Source organism: Variovorax boronicumulans (assembly GCF_030812215.1).
Classification (GTDB): domain Bacteria; phylum Pseudomonadota; class Gammaproteobacteria; order Burkholderiales; family Burkholderiaceae_C; genus Variovorax; species Variovorax boronicumulans_C.
The window spans coordinates 217,919-235,956 of sequence record NZ_JAUSSG010000004.1 but is presented as its reverse complement, the minus strand read 5'-3'; the positions used below and the strand labels follow the sequence as shown (position 1 = coordinate 235,956).

The 18,038-nt window shown below is 62.5% G+C and carries 17 protein-coding genes; 10 read left to right on the top strand and 7 right to left on the bottom strand.

What is annotated here, in order from left to right; all coding sequences use genetic code 11:
* The first annotated feature begins 39 nt into the window (after window positions 1-39).
* Entirely contained in the window at window positions 40-1,041 is a 1,002-nt protein-coding gene (locus J2W23_RS13080) for a Bug family tripartite tricarboxylate transporter substrate binding protein (RefSeq protein ID WP_307649040.1), read from the top strand.
* 552 nt (window positions 1,042-1,593) lie between these two features.
* On the opposite strand, the gene J2W23_RS13075 is transcribed toward J2W23_RS13080, so the two are convergent.
* The 6 genes from J2W23_RS13075 to J2W23_RS13050 all read right to left on the bottom strand — a co-directional run bounded on the left by J2W23_RS13075 (window position 1,594) and on the right by J2W23_RS13050 (window position 7,794).
* Entirely contained in the window at window positions 1,594-2,670 is a 1,077-nt protein-coding gene (locus J2W23_RS13075; RefSeq protein WP_307649039.1) for a hypothetical protein, read from the bottom strand.
* Between the two features lie 130 nt (window positions 2,671-2,800).
* Window positions 2,801-3,238 (bottom strand): JAB domain-containing protein, encoded by a 438-nt coding sequence (locus J2W23_RS13070; RefSeq protein ID WP_307649038.1) that lies wholly within the window; start codon window positions 3,236-3,238, stop codon window positions 2,801-2,803.
* Between the two features lie 112 nt (window positions 3,239-3,350).
* The gene (locus J2W23_RS13065; protein ID WP_307649037.1) at window positions 3,351-4,418 is read right to left on the bottom strand and encodes a PDDEXK nuclease domain-containing protein; all 1,068 of its coding nucleotides are present in this window, start codon (window positions 4,416-4,418) and stop codon (window positions 3,351-3,353) included.
* 408 nt (window positions 4,419-4,826) lie between these two features.
* On the bottom strand, window positions 4,827-6,692 hold the full coding sequence (locus J2W23_RS13060; protein WP_307649036.1) for an ATP-binding response regulator: 1,866 nt from the start codon (window positions 6,690-6,692) through the stop codon (window positions 4,827-4,829).
* The gene (locus J2W23_RS13055; RefSeq protein ID WP_307649035.1) at window positions 6,689-7,297 is read right to left on the bottom strand and encodes a response regulator transcription factor; all 609 of its coding nucleotides are present in this window, start codon (window positions 7,295-7,297) and stop codon (window positions 6,689-6,691) included. The genes J2W23_RS13060 and J2W23_RS13055 overlap by 4 nt, the downstream gene beginning before the upstream one ends.
* A gap of 104 nt (window positions 7,298-7,401) precedes the next feature.
* Window positions 7,402-7,794, bottom strand: a complete 393-nt coding sequence (locus J2W23_RS13050; protein ID WP_307649034.1) for a hypothetical protein — start codon at window positions 7,792-7,794, stop codon at window positions 7,402-7,404.
* Between the two features lie 210 nt (window positions 7,795-8,004).
* On the opposite strand from J2W23_RS13050, the gene J2W23_RS13045 reads away from it, so the two are divergent.
* The 8 genes from J2W23_RS13045 to J2W23_RS13010 all read left to right on the top strand — a co-directional run bounded on the left by J2W23_RS13045 (window position 8,005) and on the right by J2W23_RS13010 (window position 14,234).
* A complete protein-coding gene (locus J2W23_RS13045; protein ID WP_307649033.1) occupies window positions 8,005-9,678 on the top strand; it encodes an InlB B-repeat-containing protein in 1,674 nt (557 codons plus the stop codon).
* A 328-nt stretch (window positions 9,679-10,006) separates the two neighbouring features.
* Window positions 10,007-10,216 carry a DUF4287 domain-containing protein gene (locus tag J2W23_RS13040; protein ID WP_307649032.1) on the top strand — a complete coding sequence of 70 codons (210 nt, stop codon included), beginning with the start codon at window positions 10,007-10,009 and terminating at the stop codon, window positions 10,214-10,216.
* An 80-nt stretch (window positions 10,217-10,296) separates the two neighbouring features.
* Window positions 10,297-11,118, top strand: a complete 822-nt coding sequence (locus tag J2W23_RS13035) for a hypothetical protein (RefSeq protein WP_307649031.1) — start codon at window positions 10,297-10,299, stop codon at window positions 11,116-11,118.
* Between the two features lie 52 nt (window positions 11,119-11,170).
* On the top strand, window positions 11,171-11,662 hold the full coding sequence (locus J2W23_RS13030) for a hypothetical protein (RefSeq protein WP_307649030.1): 492 nt from the start codon (window positions 11,171-11,173) through the stop codon (window positions 11,660-11,662).
* A 138-nt stretch (window positions 11,663-11,800) separates the two neighbouring features.
* Complete coding sequence (locus tag J2W23_RS13025; protein ID WP_307649029.1) at window positions 11,801-12,148, top strand: hypothetical protein; 348 nt, start codon at window positions 11,801-11,803, stop codon at window positions 12,146-12,148.
* A gap of 153 nt (window positions 12,149-12,301) precedes the next feature.
* Window positions 12,302-12,655, top strand: coding sequence for a hypothetical protein (locus tag J2W23_RS13020; RefSeq protein WP_307649028.1), 354 nt, complete (start codon window positions 12,302-12,304; stop codon window positions 12,653-12,655).
* Window positions 12,656-12,736: 81 nt separating this feature from the next.
* Window positions 12,737-13,360 (top strand): DUF2625 domain-containing protein, encoded by a 624-nt coding sequence (locus J2W23_RS13015; RefSeq protein ID WP_307649027.1) that lies wholly within the window; start codon window positions 12,737-12,739, stop codon window positions 13,358-13,360.
* Window positions 13,361-13,724: 364 nt separating this feature from the next.
* Complete coding sequence (locus J2W23_RS13010) at window positions 13,725-14,234, top strand: DUF1993 domain-containing protein (RefSeq protein ID WP_055803081.1); 510 nt, start codon at window positions 13,725-13,727, stop codon at window positions 14,232-14,234.
* A 119-nt stretch (window positions 14,235-14,353) separates the two neighbouring features.
* On the opposite strand, the gene J2W23_RS13005 is transcribed toward J2W23_RS13010, so the two are convergent.
* Window positions 14,354-14,836 (bottom strand): GreA/GreB family elongation factor, encoded by a 483-nt coding sequence (locus tag J2W23_RS13005; RefSeq protein ID WP_307649233.1) that lies wholly within the window; start codon window positions 14,834-14,836, stop codon window positions 14,354-14,356.
* A gap of 434 nt (window positions 14,837-15,270) precedes the next feature.
* Between J2W23_RS13005 and J2W23_RS13000 the strand changes: the two genes are divergently transcribed.
* Window positions 15,271-18,024: a hypothetical protein gene (locus J2W23_RS13000; protein WP_307649026.1), complete on the top strand. Its 2,754-nt coding sequence runs from the start codon at window positions 15,271-15,273 to the stop codon at window positions 18,022-18,024.
* The last annotated feature ends 14 nt before the right edge of the window (window positions 18,025-18,038 follow it).

The following is an 18,038-nucleotide window of genomic DNA, read 5'->3' as shown; positions in this document are numbered from 1 at the left end:
GTTTCAAACCAAGAGAACCGAAAGAAGAGGATCAGAGAGATGAAGAACACGAATACAACGCGTCGCGCCATCGGCGTGGCGGCAGCACTCGCGCTCGCCACCGCAGCGCTGGCGCCCGCCACCGCATCGGCACAGGCGGCCTTCCCGACCAAGCCCGTGCGCATCATCACGCCGTTCCCGGTCGGCGGCGGCCCCGACGGCGTTGCCCGTCTCGTGGCCGACAAGCTCTCGCGTGCGTGGGGCCAGCCGGTCGTGGTCGAGAACCGCCCGGGCGGCAACGGCTTCATCGCCATCGATGCCTTCAAGCGCGGCGCCAAAGACGGCCACGACATCATCGTTCTGGACAACGTGCACCTGGCCGCGTACCCGGCGCTCTTCAAGAAGCTGCCCTACGACAGCGCCAAGGACTTCGACACGCTGCTGCCCCTCTTCAAGACGTACTTCTTCTTCACCGTTGCCACCAACAGCAAGTACAAGACCGTGGGCGACCTGATTGCCGACGCCAAGGCCAACCCCGGCAAGCTCGACTACGGCTCATGGTCGGTCGGCAACCCGGTGCACCTGGGCTCGGAGCTCTTCGAGTCGGCCACCGGCACGCAGATGGAACACATCATCTACAAGGAAACCACGCAGCTCTACACGTCGGTCGCGACCGGCGAGCTGGCCTTTGCGCTGGGCAGCAGCGCCACCGCCGGCCCGCTGCAGCGCGCCAACAAGCTGCGCTTTCTGGCCGTGGCCGCGCCCCAGCGCAACGCCGCCTTCCCCGACGTGCCGACCGTCGCCGAATCGGGCGGCCCCAAGGGCTTCGAGGTGATCGGTTGGAACGCGATTGCCGTGCCGAAGGGCTTGCCCGCGTCGGTGACCGAGAAGATCAAGCGCGACATCGAGAAGGGTCTGGCGGAACCCGATGTGCTGGAGAAGTTCAAGAGCTTCGGGTACGAGCCGTTTCCGACGACTCGGGCGCAGTTTGATCAGTTTGTGGCGAGCGAGACGCAGCGGTTTGGGGATGTGATTCGGAAGGCGAATGTTTCGCTGGATTGATTGATGCTCAAGTCTCGCCCGTGGCGTCGCTCGCGCGGGCGGAGTAACACGGGTACTCGTGCGGACTGAGCTTCGTAGACACAGCCGGAGCGTCGGCGATCAATGGCAGAAAAACGACGTCGATGCCGATCGGCATCGCTGGCCAATCTCGTTCAGGCGGCAAAGATCGCCAATGGCGGCGTGCTGGCCGTTGGTGGGCGCTCGGGGCAACGCCGAGGCGGATGTCTCGGAGATCTCTTGCTCCGAACTGTCGCTATGCGATGGGTTTCGAAGCGGCCCGTTTCGGAGGGATCGGCCGGAACGTGATCTCCGTGCCAACGGCTTGTCTGCTGCGGAGCCACAGGATCGAGCGTGACATCTGGAAGATGATGCTGGATCCATGTGTTTGGGTTGTTCAAAAGCGTCGAAAATGACTTCAGGCAATCTATCCAGAATTAAATCAATTCACGGCGAAGGATTGAGGCGATTTTGGGTTGATCAAAAGAAAAATATTTCTTTGTCTTGAACGGCCCATTTTCTTGATGATGAAGCCGCCTAGAAAAAGCGATAGGGCTAATTCTCTTTGGGTGGTCCTGGCAGCAAAGGATTTTCGCTATCCTTATGGCTTGATGAAATCCTTAATTGCGGGCGCTGCAGTTGAAATCTCCGCCAGCCGGAGAGGTTTGGTATATCCATATGGACCTCGCGCGTTCCCACAACGAAACTGGATTCGTGCTCCATAAGGGAATTGAGCTTCAACGCAATATTGGTTGCAGCATCTCGCAAACCTTCCTTCATTTCGGTTGCATCGACGTCTACGGCTTCTAGTTTCTGAATCGTCGCAACAATGGCATCGATCTGCTCGGAAGATGCTTTTGTGCCAGCAATTAGTCCTTCGCGGGTGTAGTTTCGATGGCCGAATTTTGCCGCCTCCAGCAAAATTTTCCCTATTGCGCCCGCTATCGCTGCATGGCCAATCAATTCAATCCACATGGAGCCAGATTCGATCTTGGCGATTCGTAATGGATAAAATTCAATGTCTATGCGAAAAATTTTCGCTAGAAGTTCGTAGAGATCTTCAAGCGCCTTAATTTTTTCCCCGAAAGAGTGAAGTGTTTGCGTTGAATAAAAAGCCAAGCACAATTCATCCTCGTCCTCGGAGCGCTCAACATCGGGCGCCAACTGTATTGCGAGGCTACTGAGCCCTTTCTGGAAATTTTTAAGCTCCGCGTTGAATGAGGTTGCAGCTCTCAGAAGAGGCAATGCGCTCGCACTAGATTGATGAGCGATATAGACGCTGAAAAGACGTCGCAAAGCAGCTAATTCATTGACCAGTTCGTCGACTGCCCTATTGGGTTCTGTCGAAGGAAAAAGTGTGCTAAGAAGCTCGTGTAATTGAGAGGAGCTGGAAAAGAAGCCTTCAACATCAATTTCACGAGTTACCTTTGGAGTACGTCCCACGTACGTATGCAAGGTTGATGCGGCAGAGTTAATTTCATTTGCCCCTGGCGCGGTGGCAATTTTCGCCACAATTTCTTCAGCTCCGTTTGCCCAATTTGCAAGCTGCTCAATGGCCTTTAGAAAAGGATTATCTGCTTCAATAAATGCATCGAATTTTTCGGCCGCCATTCTCACATCGCGCGTCAACATGCTCCATGCCTTTCAATTCGTTGATAAAAATAAGAGTGACTACTTTTGAGTGCCGCGAATGGTCGCGAATCACGATATGCCCATTGGAGAGATTGGGGAGAGATTCTTATTGAAGAAGCATTTTCGGATATTAGAGTCGCCCCTGTTCACGAAAGCTACCGTACTTGCCATCACCGATGATGATGAAATCTTGCAGCGGCATCCCATGAATCTCCCCGAGTTCATGCAGCTTCAACGCAATGCTGATATCCGCCTCCGAAGGCTTGCAGTGCCCTGAAGGATGGTTGTGCACCACGATCAATGAACTCGCCCTTGCAAGCATCGCGTTCCGATAAATCTCCACCGGCTCCATCAGCGTCGCAGTAGCCGACCCAATCGCCGCCACCTCATAAGAAAGAATCTCCAACTGCGGATTCAAATGCAGCACGACGACCTTCTCCTTGGTCTCGTCCTGCATGTCCTTGAACAGCGCGAACACCTGTCCGGGGCTCTCCACGGGTTTGTTCAGAAGGTCGTCGTCCACCCGCTTGCGCGTGAACGTGACCTTGAGTTCTTTCAGGTAAGCCATCTTCAGTTCCTCCGGCGAGCGGTGTCCGCATATTGATAGTGCGGAAGATTGTGATGCACGCAACTCGGAGCGAAGCGCGTCAGGTTCTGGCGTACGGCTTCGAGTTTTCCGATCACCCCTTGCGCGCCTTCCTCTTACGCGCTTTGGGCGTCACGATCTCCGGCGCACTCAGTGCATAAAACTCATGCAGCTTGGCCGCCAACATGTGCCTGTCGGGCAATTGCGTCTGGTACTGCGCCACCAGCGCGGGCGAGAGGGTGCGGCTCAACGCGTACTTCACCACCTCGCTATCTTTGCTGGCACACAGCAGCAGGCCGATGGCCGGGTTCTCGTGCGGCTTCTTCACATCGCGGTCCAGCGCTTCCAGGTAGAAGTTCAGCTTGCCCAGATGTTCGAGCTCGAAGGCGGTGACCTTCAGCTCGATGGCCACCAAGCAGTTCAGGCCACGGTGGAAGAACAGCAGGTCTAGCGCAAAGTCCTGGCCACCGACCTGCACCGGGTACTCGCTGCCGATGTAGCAGAAGTCGCGCCCCAGCTCGGTAAGGAAACGGCCCAGGTTCATCAGCAGGCTGCGGTGCAATTCGGCCTCGGAATGCGGGTCGGGCAAGGCCAGAAAGTCCAGCAGGTAGGCGTCCTTGAAGTGCTGTACCGCCTGCGGCTGCATTTCTTTCAACGCTGTTGAGGCTTTGGGCGGGTGCAGCACGGCCCGCTCGAACAGGCCGCCGTCGATCTGCCGCGCCACTTCGCGCACTTGCCATCCCTGTCGCACTGTCATGTGCAAGTAGAACTCTCGCTCCTCCTCGCGTTTGGTGCGGCTGAGGATGTGCAGATGCGAGGACCAAGGAATTTCTCTCAACAATGTTGAGAGTTTTGAGCTCTGCGGGTATGCCTGAAAAAACTGCCGCATGCGCCACAGGTTTTGAGCCGAGAAGCCGCGTCGGCCCGGCTCACGCTGGGCGATGTGGGCCGCCAGTTGCTCGACGGTTCCCTTGGCCCAGCCATCGGCCTCGATACGCTGATGAAGGTATTGGCCGATGTGCCAGTACAGCTCGATCACTTCGGCATTCGCTACCCTGGCAATCCGCTGCCGCGCACCCTTGATCAGCTTAACGACCTCGCCGAAGGCCGCCTCGGCGCTCGTTGCTACGGCACGGTGCGTTGGTTTGATGGTCTTGCTCATGCCCTGGTACAAGCCACTTGCGGGCCAAGGACTTCATTTCCGGCGGCCAAGATTTCGGCGAGCGTGACCTTGAGTTCTTTCAAGTAAGCCATCTTCGGTTCCTCCCTTTCGCGGTGCCCGCGTATTTGATAGTGCGCAAGATTTTCATCCGCTCAAGCTGGCTGCGCGCCACCGTCCAGCGGGTCAGAAGTGACGTTCGGGTCCTACCTGGTAATCGACCGCCTGCACGCTGCCAACGACCCGTTGCTCGAAGAGCAACTTTACGAAGCGTGGCTGCGCAAGGCGCGTTCGCCAAGGTCGGCATGGTGCGCAGCCGCGAAGACATCGTCCGCCGCTACGTCAACGATGCGCCCGAAGCCACGCGCGAGATCGCGGCGCGCGCCCGCATCCGGGCAGGGCACCGAGACCCTACCGCCCAAGCGCCTGCACATGCCCCAAAAACGCCCGAAGGTGCGAAGGCCGCACGGGCTTCACGATGACGGGCAGGCCCGCCGCGCGCGCCGCGTCCAGATAGTCGCCTCCCACGTCGCCGGTGACGATCAGTGCGGGCAGTTCGGCATCGCCCAGCGCCGAGCGAATGTCCTCGATCGCCTGGATGCCGCTGACCTGCGGCCCCAGCCGCAAGTCCACCACCAGCGCTTGCGGCCTGAAGCCTGCGGGGCCTGTTGGCCCTGCTTGATGAAGAACGCCCAGCGCGCTCTGCAGGTCGCGCGCGGAGCGCACATCCATCCCCCAGGAAGCGAGCAGTCCGCCGAGCGCTTGCAGCGAGCTGTGGTCGTCGTCCACGACCAGGATGCGCATCGCCAATGCCGTGGTGGTCGATGCGGGGGCGTGCTCGGCCTCATGCCCCCGGTCGCTCGCGGCGGCATCGGCCAGCGGGAGCTGCAGTTCGAACACGCTGCCTTGCCCGGGCACCGAGTGCGCCGTCACCCGCAGGTCCAGCAGTTCGCTCAGCCGCTTGACGGTGGCCAGCCCCAGGCCGTAGCCCAGGCGCCGGTCGCGCGCCGGGTTGTCGACCTGGTAAAACTCTTCGAACACATGCGGCAGATGCTCGGCGGAGATGCCGATGCCCGTGTCTTCGATGGCGAGGCGCAACCGGCCGTTGTCGATGCGGCTCGCGATGCGCACGTGTCCCTCGCGCGTGTAGCGGATGGCGTTCGCCAGCAGGTTGGTGACCACCCTTGCCAGCAAGGCCCGGTCGCTGCGCACGGCCACGTGACCGGTGGCGATCTCGAGGCGCAGTCCCTTCGCGACGGCCACCGCCTGGTGCGGCCGGCAGCAGTCGCCCAGCAGTTCGTCGATGGCAAAGGACGACCACTGCGGGCTGAGCGATCCGGCATCGGCGCGCGTGATGTCGAGCAGGTCGTCCACCACGTCGGTCATGCCGTCGGCACAGGCCACGAGCTGCTCCGCCATCTCCTTCACATGGCGTTCGGTGCTGACGGTGTGCACGGTCTGCGCGAGCAGCGCCATCGCATTGAGCGGCTGGCGAAGGTCGTGGTTGGCCGAGGCGAAGAAGCGCATGCGCGCGGCCACCGCTTCTTCGGCGGTTCGGCGGGCGGTGTGGGTGCGTTCGTTTTCTGCGCTCAGCGCCATCGCTAACTCGGCATTGCGCCGGCGTTGCGCCTGTATCTCGTGCAGTGCGGACGACAGCAGCCTGGCGCTCAGCAGCGTGTAGATGCCGATCAGCGACACGATCGACGCCATGGCCATCTGGTAGCTGCCGCCGAACCATATGTCGCGCAGCACCAGGGGGCCGAGGATGAGCGCCACATAGACGTAAGACGCCCGCCCTATGGTGGCCATCCGGATCGCCCCGCCCAGGGACACCGTGACCATGGTGATGTGAAGAATGGCCTCGGCCTGCGCCGGCCCGTCGTGCTGCAGCAGCACGCTCAGCGCTCCCAACGAGAACGCCATGAGCTGGGTGACGCCGATGACGGGCAGCATCATGGCCGGCAGGTTCGCGCGCAGCCCCGGCCGCCACAGCCATGCGAGCCATATGCCCATGCGCACGGCGACGATGGCGCAATAGACGACGAACCACACCTTCACGCGCTGGCCGTCCGCCCCGTCCGCATATTCGATGTAGCAAAGAAATCCCGCCACGGCGGCCAGGCTCCACGCCCATGGCGTGGAGCGAAGCATCTGCTCGAGCTGCTGCAACTGCAGTTCCGAGAAGCTCAGGCGCCAGGCGATGAAGCGGCCGAGCCTGGTGGAGCCGGTGGCGCCGCCGGGGCTTCGTTCGTGCGGCGCTTGCGCGGGTGAACTCATCGCAAGTCCAGCATCAGCCCAGCGCGCCGCGCCTGCACCAGCAGGTGGGTGCGGTTGCGCGCATCCATCGCATCGAGCAGGGCCGTGATGTGCAGCTTGACCGTGCGCTCCGCAATCTGCAGCTCGGCGGCGATCTGCTTGTTCTGCCGGCCTTGTGCGACCAGCAACAGCACTTCGAGCTGCCGCGGCGTGAGGCTGGAAGCGGGGAGGCCTGCGCGCGGCTGCAGCACATCGAAAGCCTCGCCGCCGGCCGCGACTTCGTCCAGCGCGGCGGCGATGCGCGCCACCGACTGCGACTTGCCGATGAAGCCGGCCGCGCCCGCGGCACGTGCGCGCGCGGCCAGGGCCGGTTCTTCGTCGCCGGAGATCATCAGCCGGGACACGAGGGGATGCCGGGCACCGAAGAGGCGCAAACCCTCCAGGCCGTCTTCGCCGCCGAGGCGGTAGTCGATCAGCACGATGTCCGGCGGGCATTGCGAGGCGCGTTCCACGCCTTGCCCGAGCGACAGGGCGGTCTCGACCTCGAAGTCGGGGCGGGCGTGCGTGAGCGCATGCGCAAAACCGACACCGAACAGCGGGTGATCGTCGACAAGCAGGAGTTTCATGGTGATCCTCGGTGCGGGCCCGGCGGGCCGCGCCATCTCCTCGTGGGGCGCCATTGTCCACACCGGTTGGCGCAGCGCGGGAATCGCAGGATCGACCGGGTCTTTCAGCAGCGGCCGGCGGCGCGCAGCAATGCGTTGCAAGCCGGTGCCGGGGCAGGTACTGGCGCCGGCTTGGCGTTGGAGCGGCGCGCGGACGCGGGCGCATCGCTCTGGCGCATCTCCTGGCAGATGGCATCGCTGACCACGCGGCCCACGACCGACACCGAGCCTTCGACGTAGCAGTTGTACGTGCGGCCGCCGTCGGTCCTGGCGATGAAGGTGGTTTGCACGCCGCTGTCGGCACGGTTCGAGATGGTGAACGCGGAGGGCGGCAAGCCGAGGGCACGCGAGGTGTTGGTGACGATGGCGTCGTCGGTCACCGCCGTCGAGGCGCATCCGACTGCAAGTGCAGCCGCCGTCAGCAATGCCAGGAGAAGAGGGGTCGATGAATGCGTCATGCAACGGTGTGAAGTGGAGGGATACGAGCGAACCCTCGCCCGGACACCGAGCCTAGCCACACCCCGCGCCACGCGATACAGCACCTTAGGGCAGGTGCCCGATGGTGCTATGGCCCGCGCCTGGGCTGCTTCCTACGATCCGACGCTCTTGATTGAACAGCAGCACAGAAGGCGCCGGGCCCCGGCGCCAGCGAACGAGGAACGGCAGATATGACCAAGAAGAGCATCTTCAGGCGATGGACGGCGTGCGCATGGACCCTGGGCTTTGCGGCCTTGTTGTCGGCATGCGGCGGTGGCGGTGGTGGCTCCGGTGGCGGGCTTTTTCCGCCCATCGGCAATCCGCCGCCGGCGGGCGTTGCCTACCGCCTTGATGTGAGCATCACCGGCGCGGGCCGCGTGGCGTCGCAGCCCGCGGGCATCGACTGTGCAGCCAACTGCGGCGCCGATTTCGCAGCCGGCACGCAGGTCACGCTCGCGGCCACGCCAGCGGCGGGGCAGGTGCTGGACAGCTGGGGCGGCGCGTGCAGCAGCAATGCGCCCACCTGCACCGTGCGCATGGACGCCGCGCGCGCCGTGACGGCCACGTTCGTTGCCGCACCGCCGGTGGTGGGCTGGGGCGATGCGATCACGCTGTCGGCCGGCGGCGCGAGCCAGCCGAAGGTGGCGGTCGATGCGCAAGGGCGCGCGCTGCTCGTATGGCGCCAGCTCGAGGCCGGCCAGTTGATCGACAGGCTGTGGGGCAGCCTCTACCGCCCGGGCGACGGCTGGAGCACGCCGCAGCGCCTGGAAGCCAACAGCGGCGGGGTGCGCGACATTCGCGTGGCCATCGACAAGAACAGCGGCCGTGCCGTGGTGGCATGGACGCAGCTGAGTTCGCCGGGCGCCTACGACATGTGGGCGCTGCAGGTCGACCCGGCCACCGGCTGGGGTGCACCGGCGCTGCTGGAAACAGGCGCCGGCACGGTCGGCTTCGCGAGCACGGGCATCGACGCCAACGGCAACGCGGTGGCGGTGTGGTCGCAGATCGGCCCGGCCACGCGCTTCAGCATCTATGCCAATCGCTACACGCCATCGGGCGGCTGGGGCACGGCCGAACTGATCGAGACCGACGAGGTCTCGGGCGTGGTGAACGGCGATCCGGCCGTGGTGGTGGCGGGCTCAGGCGAAGCGCTGGCGGTGTGGAAGCGCTCCACCGGCATCAGCTCATCGCTATGGACCAACAGCGCCAACGCGGCCGGCACCTGGGGCGCGGCGGCAGAGCTGGTGCCCGATGCCGGCACCTCGCAATCGATAGGCGCGCACGACCTGGCGATCGACGCCGGCGGCAATGCGCTGCTGGCCTGGGGCCAGGCCGACCTGCCCGGCGGCAGCAACCAGTGGGAAAGCGCCGTGTGGTTCAAGCGCTTCTCGGGAGGTGCATGGCAGGGCGGCACGGCACGCGTGGGCGCACCGTTCCTGTCGACGCAGGCCTTCCTGAGCACACCGGTGCTGCGCGTGAACGCGGCCGGCGCGGCGGTGGTGAGCTGGGGGCGGCAAGACAACGCGCTCATGGCCGCAACCGCGGCACCGGGCGCAGCATTCGGTGTGGACACGGTGGTGCGCGCAGCTGCTTCGCAAGCGCTCACCAGCCTGCCCGGCCTGGGCGTGGACGACGCGAGCAACGCGATCGCCGCGTGGACGCAGGCCCCCGGCGACCTCTACACGTCCCGCCACACGTTGGCCGAAGGCTGGGGTGCGCAGGCGCTGCAGGAGACCAGCGACGAAGCGGCGAACACGCCCGATGTCGGCATGAACGAGCTGGGCAACGCGGTGCTGGCCTGGCAGCAGTTCGAGCCTAGCGCGGGAACGCGCATCTTCGTGCGCCACTACGCTTCCGGCAGGTAGAGCGACCGCCGTCGATTCAGGCGCGCCTGCCGTGCGATGGCGCCTTAAGGCGGAGGTGCTGTATCGACCGTCGCCGAATCGGGCGGCCCCGAGGGCTTCGAGGTGATCGGCTGGAACGCGATTGCCGTGCCCAAGGGCCTGCCCGCTTTTGAGCTTCAAGTGCGGCCCGGCAACGACCCGCGAAAGGCGTGAAGCTGTGTGAGCATCGACGGCAGAATGCGGCCAGGAGCGAAAGTACGATTCAAACGTCGAACGCCTGGCCTTCCATTCCTCAATGCCAATGTCCGGACTTGCTCCACCAGACCCTCAGCCTACCAACGGAAAGTCAATGACCGAAACGACCAAAGTCAAAGGCCCCGCCTCGTATTTTCCTTCGATTGAAAAGGCCTATGCGAAGCCAATCGCCCACTGGATGAATGTTCTTCAGGATGCAGGCCCTCTCAAACACATGGAACTCGGGAACCGGCTCAAGACGGAGCATCAGATCGGTCACGGACACGCTAACGCGCTGGTGGCGGCATTCCTGGCGAAGAAATAAAGAAGTTCAGCTGTTCGAACGTTCACTTGCGGCTAGGTCAGAGGTCGGCCACAAGCCGACATTCCGCCGCACCTTCCAGCGTGACCAATGAATTTATGAAGTCTTCCTTGCTCGCGAAATTTGCCTTGATATGTTCAATGCTTGCGCCGTGGCTCGCCGTTGCGACAGACGAAGTTGTCTTCAGGGACAAGGCAGGCCGTGTTCTCAAGAAGAGCGACCTAGCCGAGGCCAACGGCAACTTCACCTGGGAACTCGCGTCCACCACTCTTGTCAGTGAGGCGGCGAAGAAAGAACATGCCCTTGGCCGAGCGGCCGGCCAACGAGGCGACCATCGCACGGCGCTGGCGCATTTCGCTGCGGCATCGAAGATGGCTCCGGCCTGGCCATACCCGGTGTACGACGCAGCCTTCACCTTCCTGCTTCAGAAGGAATTCGACACCGCGTATGAATACTACCGACGCGTAGACCAGATGGCTCCAAGAGGATTCTTCACGGCCAAAACGGCGGTTCACGCGCTTCGGATGGAACTGACCCGCGAACTCCCCAGTGGGACCTATCTCAGCTACGTTGCCCTTGAATGGGAAACTGACAAGCAGAAGGTAAGGCAGGTCGCGCAAGCGATGACTAGAGTGACGCCCGGATTTGCACCGGCGTGGAAGACTGCTGCCATGTTGGAAGACGACCTCGGTAGACGCGCGGCGCTACTAGAAAGTGGCTTGAAGGCTCGTCCGGACGAAGAAACTCGAGGCTTTCTACTCCTCAACAAAGCCTTGGTACTTCACGAACAGAACAGGACCTCCGAGGCGAAGGCGATCCTAGGAGAGCTTGCGTTGGCTCCAACCTCCCCACGCGACGTCGAGGCGTTGGCGAAACGCACCCTTGCACAGTTGGCGCAGCGCTAGCTATGCCTGCACACGGCCAGAAACGAACCTTCATTCAATCCCTCATCTCAGTATGTCGTCAGCAACCATTTTCAGAATCGCATCTGTTCTCGTGCTTCTTGCAGTTTCGGGTTGCGCGTACCACCACGCTCCTTATGCGATGTATGAAGGGACACCTGAGCTTTCGAACACGTCCGTTTTTGCTGCAGTTGACGAAAAGCAAACAAAACAGGTGGGCGTCGAGATTCAGCTGATCGACGGAAAGGAGCCATCGTGTTGGCAGGTTGGATGTCCGATCTGGGTTCGTGTCTTGCCAGGCACTCACAAATTCTTGGTGCGCTACTCGACTGATTTCCGTCTCGCGCTGCCGTCGATTAACTATCGGCTGGCAAACCTTGAGGTTGAAGTAAAGGACATGAAGCCGCGGCATGTCTACGTTGCGCGCTATAGAGAGTCGGGCAATGGGGTCGCCGTATATGTCGAGGACCTCGGCGAAAATCCGGAACACGGCGTCTGGATTGGTCTTGAAGGTGCGAATCGCAAGTATCACCGAGTCGGTTTCTGACTATCGATGCTCGGACACGAAAAGAAGAACAGGGGCGACCACTTTTGCAGCGGCAAGTCTGCGCGCGGCCTCTTGCGTCGGCAGCCATGCGGCTGCGGCCGGCCATAACCAGACTTTCAGACCCGAAACTCAGAAATCATGGATTCCGACACTGCGATCCGCGATGCGCTCGAACTCGGTGAACGACATGGCCTTGCGTCTCTGACCGGGGTTCAGAAGCTGGTTTTCGCGATTTCTGAGGCAGAGGTCTATTGCGACAAGGACGGAATCGACGGGTTGATTGATCGATACGGAGTACCTGCCATGTGCACATTTGCCGAGGCCTTCGAAGCAGTCGGGGCGACAGAAATCGCGACTGCCCTACTTGCCCTGACGAAAGATGGGCCGATACCTGAAGCTCTGCTTGCGCGTGCGAACACGCTCATCACTGATCGCCGAGGCTACGCCTATGACAACCTCGAGGCGCTCGTCAACAATTCAGCCTGACCTGTCCACTGGCCCATTTCGGCCAAGACCGGTCGGTCGTGGCGCAAAATTCACCTGTCACCAGAAGTTCGCACCGCAGATTGGAGATTCCAAAACCGTGAGCGACTTGGACGTCGCCGAACCGGTTGCAGTTCACCTCAACGGGAGAAAACAGTGGATGTCGAGTTGGCTGCAATCGAAAGAGCACTGGTTGCTCATCCTCCATCCGGAGAAGAGAAGTACTTCGTAGACATCTTTGTGCTTGGAAATGTGACTGAGCTCAATGTGCAAAGGGTGCTAGAGCTGATGAGTCAGAACAAGGCGCTAGATCTTGCTTTCTGGTCTGTCATAAACAACGCTCCGATCTCCGAAAAAGGATGGCAGTCGATCTTCTGGATTGGGAGCGACATGAGCGACGAACAGCAGGAACGGAATCGCCGTCGCCTCCGAAACGCCGTAGAGATTGTTCGGGCAACCGTCGGCGACCAGCAGGTGAAGCGCGCAGTTCTGTTTCAAAGATCGCCGTGATCCCAAGCCAGACTCGGCCAAGCGTGGTTACTCGTCGCCGCGGCAAAATTCGGTCACAACCGGACACTGAGGGACACGTTCGTGCGTTCACTGAATGAATTGCTGGAAATCCGAGAGCCAGCAATGGCGCTTGTTGAACAATGGGCTCGGGAGGCCGAACTCTCCGTTGAGATACTGCCTCCGTCCACAAGCAGAGGCGATGTCCTCGTTGAGCTTCAGGTGACCACCCGGTCGGTGCTCGGAGCCGTGGCATACGGGACGGGTGGCATCTTGATAGACGGGGGATGGTTAAGGATGCTTGGCTCGGGACACCCCAGATTGACTCGCAACATTGCGACTTGGAACGCAGGGCGGTCGAACGGGTTTTGTCTTGTGGCAGATGATGCGATCGGCGGATTCTTCGCGCTCAATGGCGGCGCTTTCGGTGACGACCAAGGGGTTGTCTACTATCTCGCACCGGACACGCTCAAGTGGGAGGGCCTGGGAGTTGGTCATGCTGCGTTCATGCAATGGGCGTTTACCAAACGCCTCCACACCTTTTACGATCAGATGCGCTGGGTCGGATGGGAGCATGAGGTGAGTGCCCTACCTGGGGACCAGTGCTTCAACTTCTACCCTTTCCTCCATACCGAGCAGGGCTCGACGCAGAGTAGCTCACGGCGCCCAGTCCCGATCTCCGAGCAATACGCACTCAACACCGAATAAATTGTCGCGACCGCAACTTGCGCCGCCGGGGAGCGGCCGCTTTGGAGCGAATCGAACTTCGGCTTCGGGCCCATCCGCGCCGTTCTCTGCCTGGTGTCGAACAGCAGCAGACAGTCTGAGGAGTGCGTACGCGAAGGACAGCTGTGCAGCGATCGCGGTCTGTCGCGCGTCTGTAATTGACGCCCGCTTCTTGCTAGTGAACTGCTGCCCTTCAACGCGGCTGCTCCAACTACCAGCGGGAAAAAAGCTGGCCACAAAAACCGGGGCGATTCAGTTCGCCCTGTGCTGTTAGCCTTGCATGGTCGGCAGGGCCTCTGCCACGCCAACTCCGGCCATCGTGCCCAATTTCAGAAGTGAACTCCCTATGACCAGCCCGCTGTACAACGCCTCCGTTCCCGTCATGCAGCAGATGCTGCGCGCCCTGTCCGACGTGCTCAAGAAGGCCGAAGACCACGCGACGCAAAAAAATATCGATCCAAATGCGCTGCTGCAGGCGCGGCTGTTCCCTGACATGTTTCCGCTGGTACGTCAGGTACAGATCGCCGCAGACTTCTCCAAGGGCATTGCCTCTCGCCTGGCTGGTGCCGAGGTGCCGTCCTGGCCCGACACTGAGGTCAGCTTCGCCGACCTGCAAGCGTTGATCGCCAAAGCGTTGGCCCATATCGGCTCCTTCAAGTCTGAGCAATTTGATTCAAGCGAGAGCCGCGAGATCGTATTGCGCCCCGGCACCCCCAAGGAAAAGAAGCTGACCGCAGGCGCATATCTTCTGCACTATGGACTGCCGCAGTTTTTCTTCCACGTGACCACCACCTATGCCATCTTGCGCCACAACGGTATCGAGATCGGTAAGCGCGACTACATGGGTGCCTACTGACCCAAGACAGACAGGAGTTCAGCCACTCTGGCCACTCCCGCTCGATAGCAACCAGAGCCTCCGTCGCTGCGCGATTTCAGCTAGCTGTGGATGGAGGCTCTATCTAACTTGCTTGCGGCTCAATGAACCCGCAGCACCTCAAACTGCCGTCGGGTCAGAGCCACCTGTATTGACACCTCATCACCCTCGCATTTGCCCAGCATGGCCCTGCCCAAAGGTGCTTCGCTGCTGATGACCTGAACGAGCTGAGCGCCGCTGACCAACGTCATGCTGCCCCCATTCGGGCCGAGGAAAAGCTGTTGCTGCTTGTCGTCGGAATCGACCAGGCAGACCAGCGCACCGAGCTGTATACCTTTGCTGGCGTCGTAGGGACGCGGGCGGAATTGGCGCCAATTGGCCATCGTCTGGCGGATCGCTTCGGCGCGCCGAGCTTGGCCGGTGGCCAGGTAGGCAGCTTCGAGTCCCAATGTGTCGTATTTGTTTTCGGCGATGTTCTCTTCGTGAGTCGCCGTTTCATGGGCCGCCCGCACTGCCTGCTCGACTTGCAGCAGGTCTTCAGCGAGTCGTTCCAGCACTTGCTGTTGCAGCAAGAATTTATCCATGACGAAAGGCGGCATCTCGAGCAAGCGGGGGTAGGTTTTGAATATGAAGGGCTCCAGAACCCTTCGACGCTTATGTTGGCTGCAGGTTAACTTCAGCGATGGTCCCGAAGAAGACTTTCCCTTCACTCAAAAGCGGCTGCTCAATGTGATCGCGCTCACCGGTCAATTCGATGGGGGAAGGTCGCTGTTTCGCTTGCCCACGTTTTCTAGGAAGCCATCTACGACCAGTCCCGGAGGGTCAGTCAGGAAAAGGATGTGATGGCCGTCTTGCCCCTGACGCGTTTCGAGCATATGGAACCGCCCTTGTCTGGCGAGTTCGAACAGACGCCAGCGTCCTACCGATCCCTCGACACGCCTTCCATTAAAGTCCGCCCACCCGCAACAAGCAGGCGCACGGCGTGCCCCACCCGCACGCAAGAAGGGAAGGACCCCGATTGACCCCCACCGCAGTCGAAGCCGCAGCACTGGCCCGCATTGCCGAAGCCGAGCAGGTCATCGACCGCCTGCACGCCGCCAACGACCCCCTGCTCGAAGAGCATCTCTACGAAGCCTGGCTGCGCAAGGGCGAAGCACTCGCCCAGCTCGGCCGGCATGCCGAGCGCGTCGAGCTTTGCGATGCATTGATCGCGCATGCCGATGCCGCCCCCGCCGGCCGCGCGCTCTGGATCGTGCAGGCCTTCAACGCCAAGGGCCTGGCATGGCGCGCGCTCGGCGAGGCCGGTTCCGAGATCGGGGCTTACGAAGAGGTCGAGCGCCGCTTCGCCGACGCAACCACGCCTGAAGTGCGCACCTGGGTGGCCCACGCCGCCTTTCAGCGCGCGGTGGTGGCGGGCTCGCTGGGCGGCGCGTTCGCCAAGGTCGACATGGTGCGCCACTGCGAAGACATCGCTCGCCGCTACGCCAACGATGCGCCCGAGGCCACGCGCGAGATCGTCGCGCGCGCCCGCATCTGGCGCGCCGAGCTGCTCGCCGACCTCGACTACCCGGCCTTATCGCGCGAGGCCTTCGACGGCATCTGGCAAGACCTGGCCTACGCGCCCGAGCACTCGGTGGCCGTGCGCGTCGGCCACGCCCGCATCAACCAGGCGATGGGCCTGGCCGAAGCCGGCCGGCGCGTCGAAGAAGCCATTCCGATGCTCGGCGAAGTGCTCGCGGCCTATGCGGGTGATCCGCGCGAGGGGCTGCGCGAAGTGCATGCGCGCGCCGGGTTCCTGCGCGCCGACATGCTCGACGACGCGGGCGAATACGCGCTGGCGCTGGCAGCCTGCGACGACGTGCTGGCCGCGCACCTGGCCGATGAGCTGCCGGGTGTCGCGCTGCGCGCCTGCCGCGCGATGGCGCTGAAGACGCATGTGCTGTTTCGCCTCGAGCGGGACGACGAAGTCCCTGCGGTGCGCGCCGCGCTCATCGCACGTTTCAACCATCACACCGGCGCCGACATCGAGGAGCTGATGGCCGAGGTGATGTGCCGCAGCGCCTACGACGCGGAGGCGCCCGAAGACGTGCTGCCCCTCTGCGACGCCTTCGATGCTCGCTTCGGCGAATCGACGCTCTTGCCGGTGCGGCGCTGGGTGGCGCGCGCCGGCATGGCGCGCGGCCAGGCGCTGCGCGACATCGGTCGTTCGGAAGACGCCGCCGCCGTGTACCAGGCGGTGCACGCGCGCTTCGGAAGGCACACCGGCGAGACCGACGCCGCATTGCTGCTGACCGCGACGCGCGGGGCCATGGCCGGCGCCAGCGTGTTGCGCGGGCTTGGTGGCCGCAACGACGAAGCGATCGCGCTGTACGAGGCGGCTGCGTCGGGCATCGATGCGGACGCGAGCCAGGCGCTGCGCGAGGAGGCCGTTTACGCGCGCCTGCAGATCATGGCCTTGCGCGATGAGCCGGCCGATGTACAGGCGCCGATGCTGAACGCGCTGGCTGCGGATTTCGGGCGCGACGCGGTGCCGGAGCTGCGCAGGCAAGTGATCGATGCGCTGTATTCCCACGCCCATGAATTGCGCGAGGCGGAGGCTTTCGAAGAAGCGATCGCGGCCTACGACCGCCTGCTCGCGCTCACGGCCGAGGAGAGCGATGCGCAGGTGCTGCAGATCGTGGCCAGCGCGCTGCTCAACAAGGGCTACCTGCTGCTCAAGCTCGTGGACCGCCCGGCAGAGGCGCTGGTGGTGTACGACGAGATCGTTGCGCGCTTTCGCAACATCACCTCGGAGTCGATGCGCGACACCTTGTCGAAGGCGGCTGCCAGCCGCCAGACCTGCCTGGTCACGCTCGACAAGCTGTCGGGCGCGGATTTCGGCGGCGACTTTCCCGATCTGCCGGTGGACAAGCTCGACGAGATACGCGCGACGATCTCGCGCGGCTACGAGCTCGGCGAAGCGGGCAAGCAACGCGAGGGCATCGAGCTGACCGACCAGGTGCTGGCCGAGCACATCGAATCCAGCCACCCCGAGCTGCGCAACCAGTGCTCGCGCGCGCTGACCAACAAGACCTACATGCTGCAGCAGCTGGGCCAGCTCGAACGCGTGATCGCGTGCGCGGAAGAAATGGACACGCGCTACGGCGAAGAGCTGTCGATGTCGATCCAGGAGCGCGTGGCGCTGTGCCTGGGCTACAAGAGCGCGGCGCTCGACAAGCTCGGCCGCCACGAGGAAGAGCAGGCGGTGTACAGCGACATCATTGCGCGCTGGAGCAGCTCCAACGTGATCGACCTTCGCCGCCGCGTGGCGCGTGCGTTCTATTGCCAGGGCCTGACCCACAAGCAGGCCGGCGACACCGAAGCCGCGCTGGAAAGCTACGCGCGGCTCATCGGCCGCGAAGAAGATGCGAAAGACGTCTCGCTGCAGGTCTGGGTGGCCAAGGCAATGATCGACAAGGCGAGCGTGCTCGGCCAGCAAGACGACCAGGCGGGGCGCGCGGAGGTCTGCAAGACGCTCATCGCCCGCTTCGGCGACAGCAGCGATGCGCAGTTGCGCGAGCGCGTCATCAACGCGAGCGAACGGCTTGCCGAGGCGCAGGGCCTGCTGGGCCAGCACGAGCAGGAGTTCACCACGATCAGGGACACGCTGCGGCGCTTCGGCAACCAGATGCCCGAAGCGCAGAAGGCGCGCCTGACCAACCGGCTGGGGCCGATGACGCTGGGGCGGTTTGCGCGCAAGCTGATCGAGCGAGTCAAGGGCATCAAACACTGAACCGAAGGAGGTAT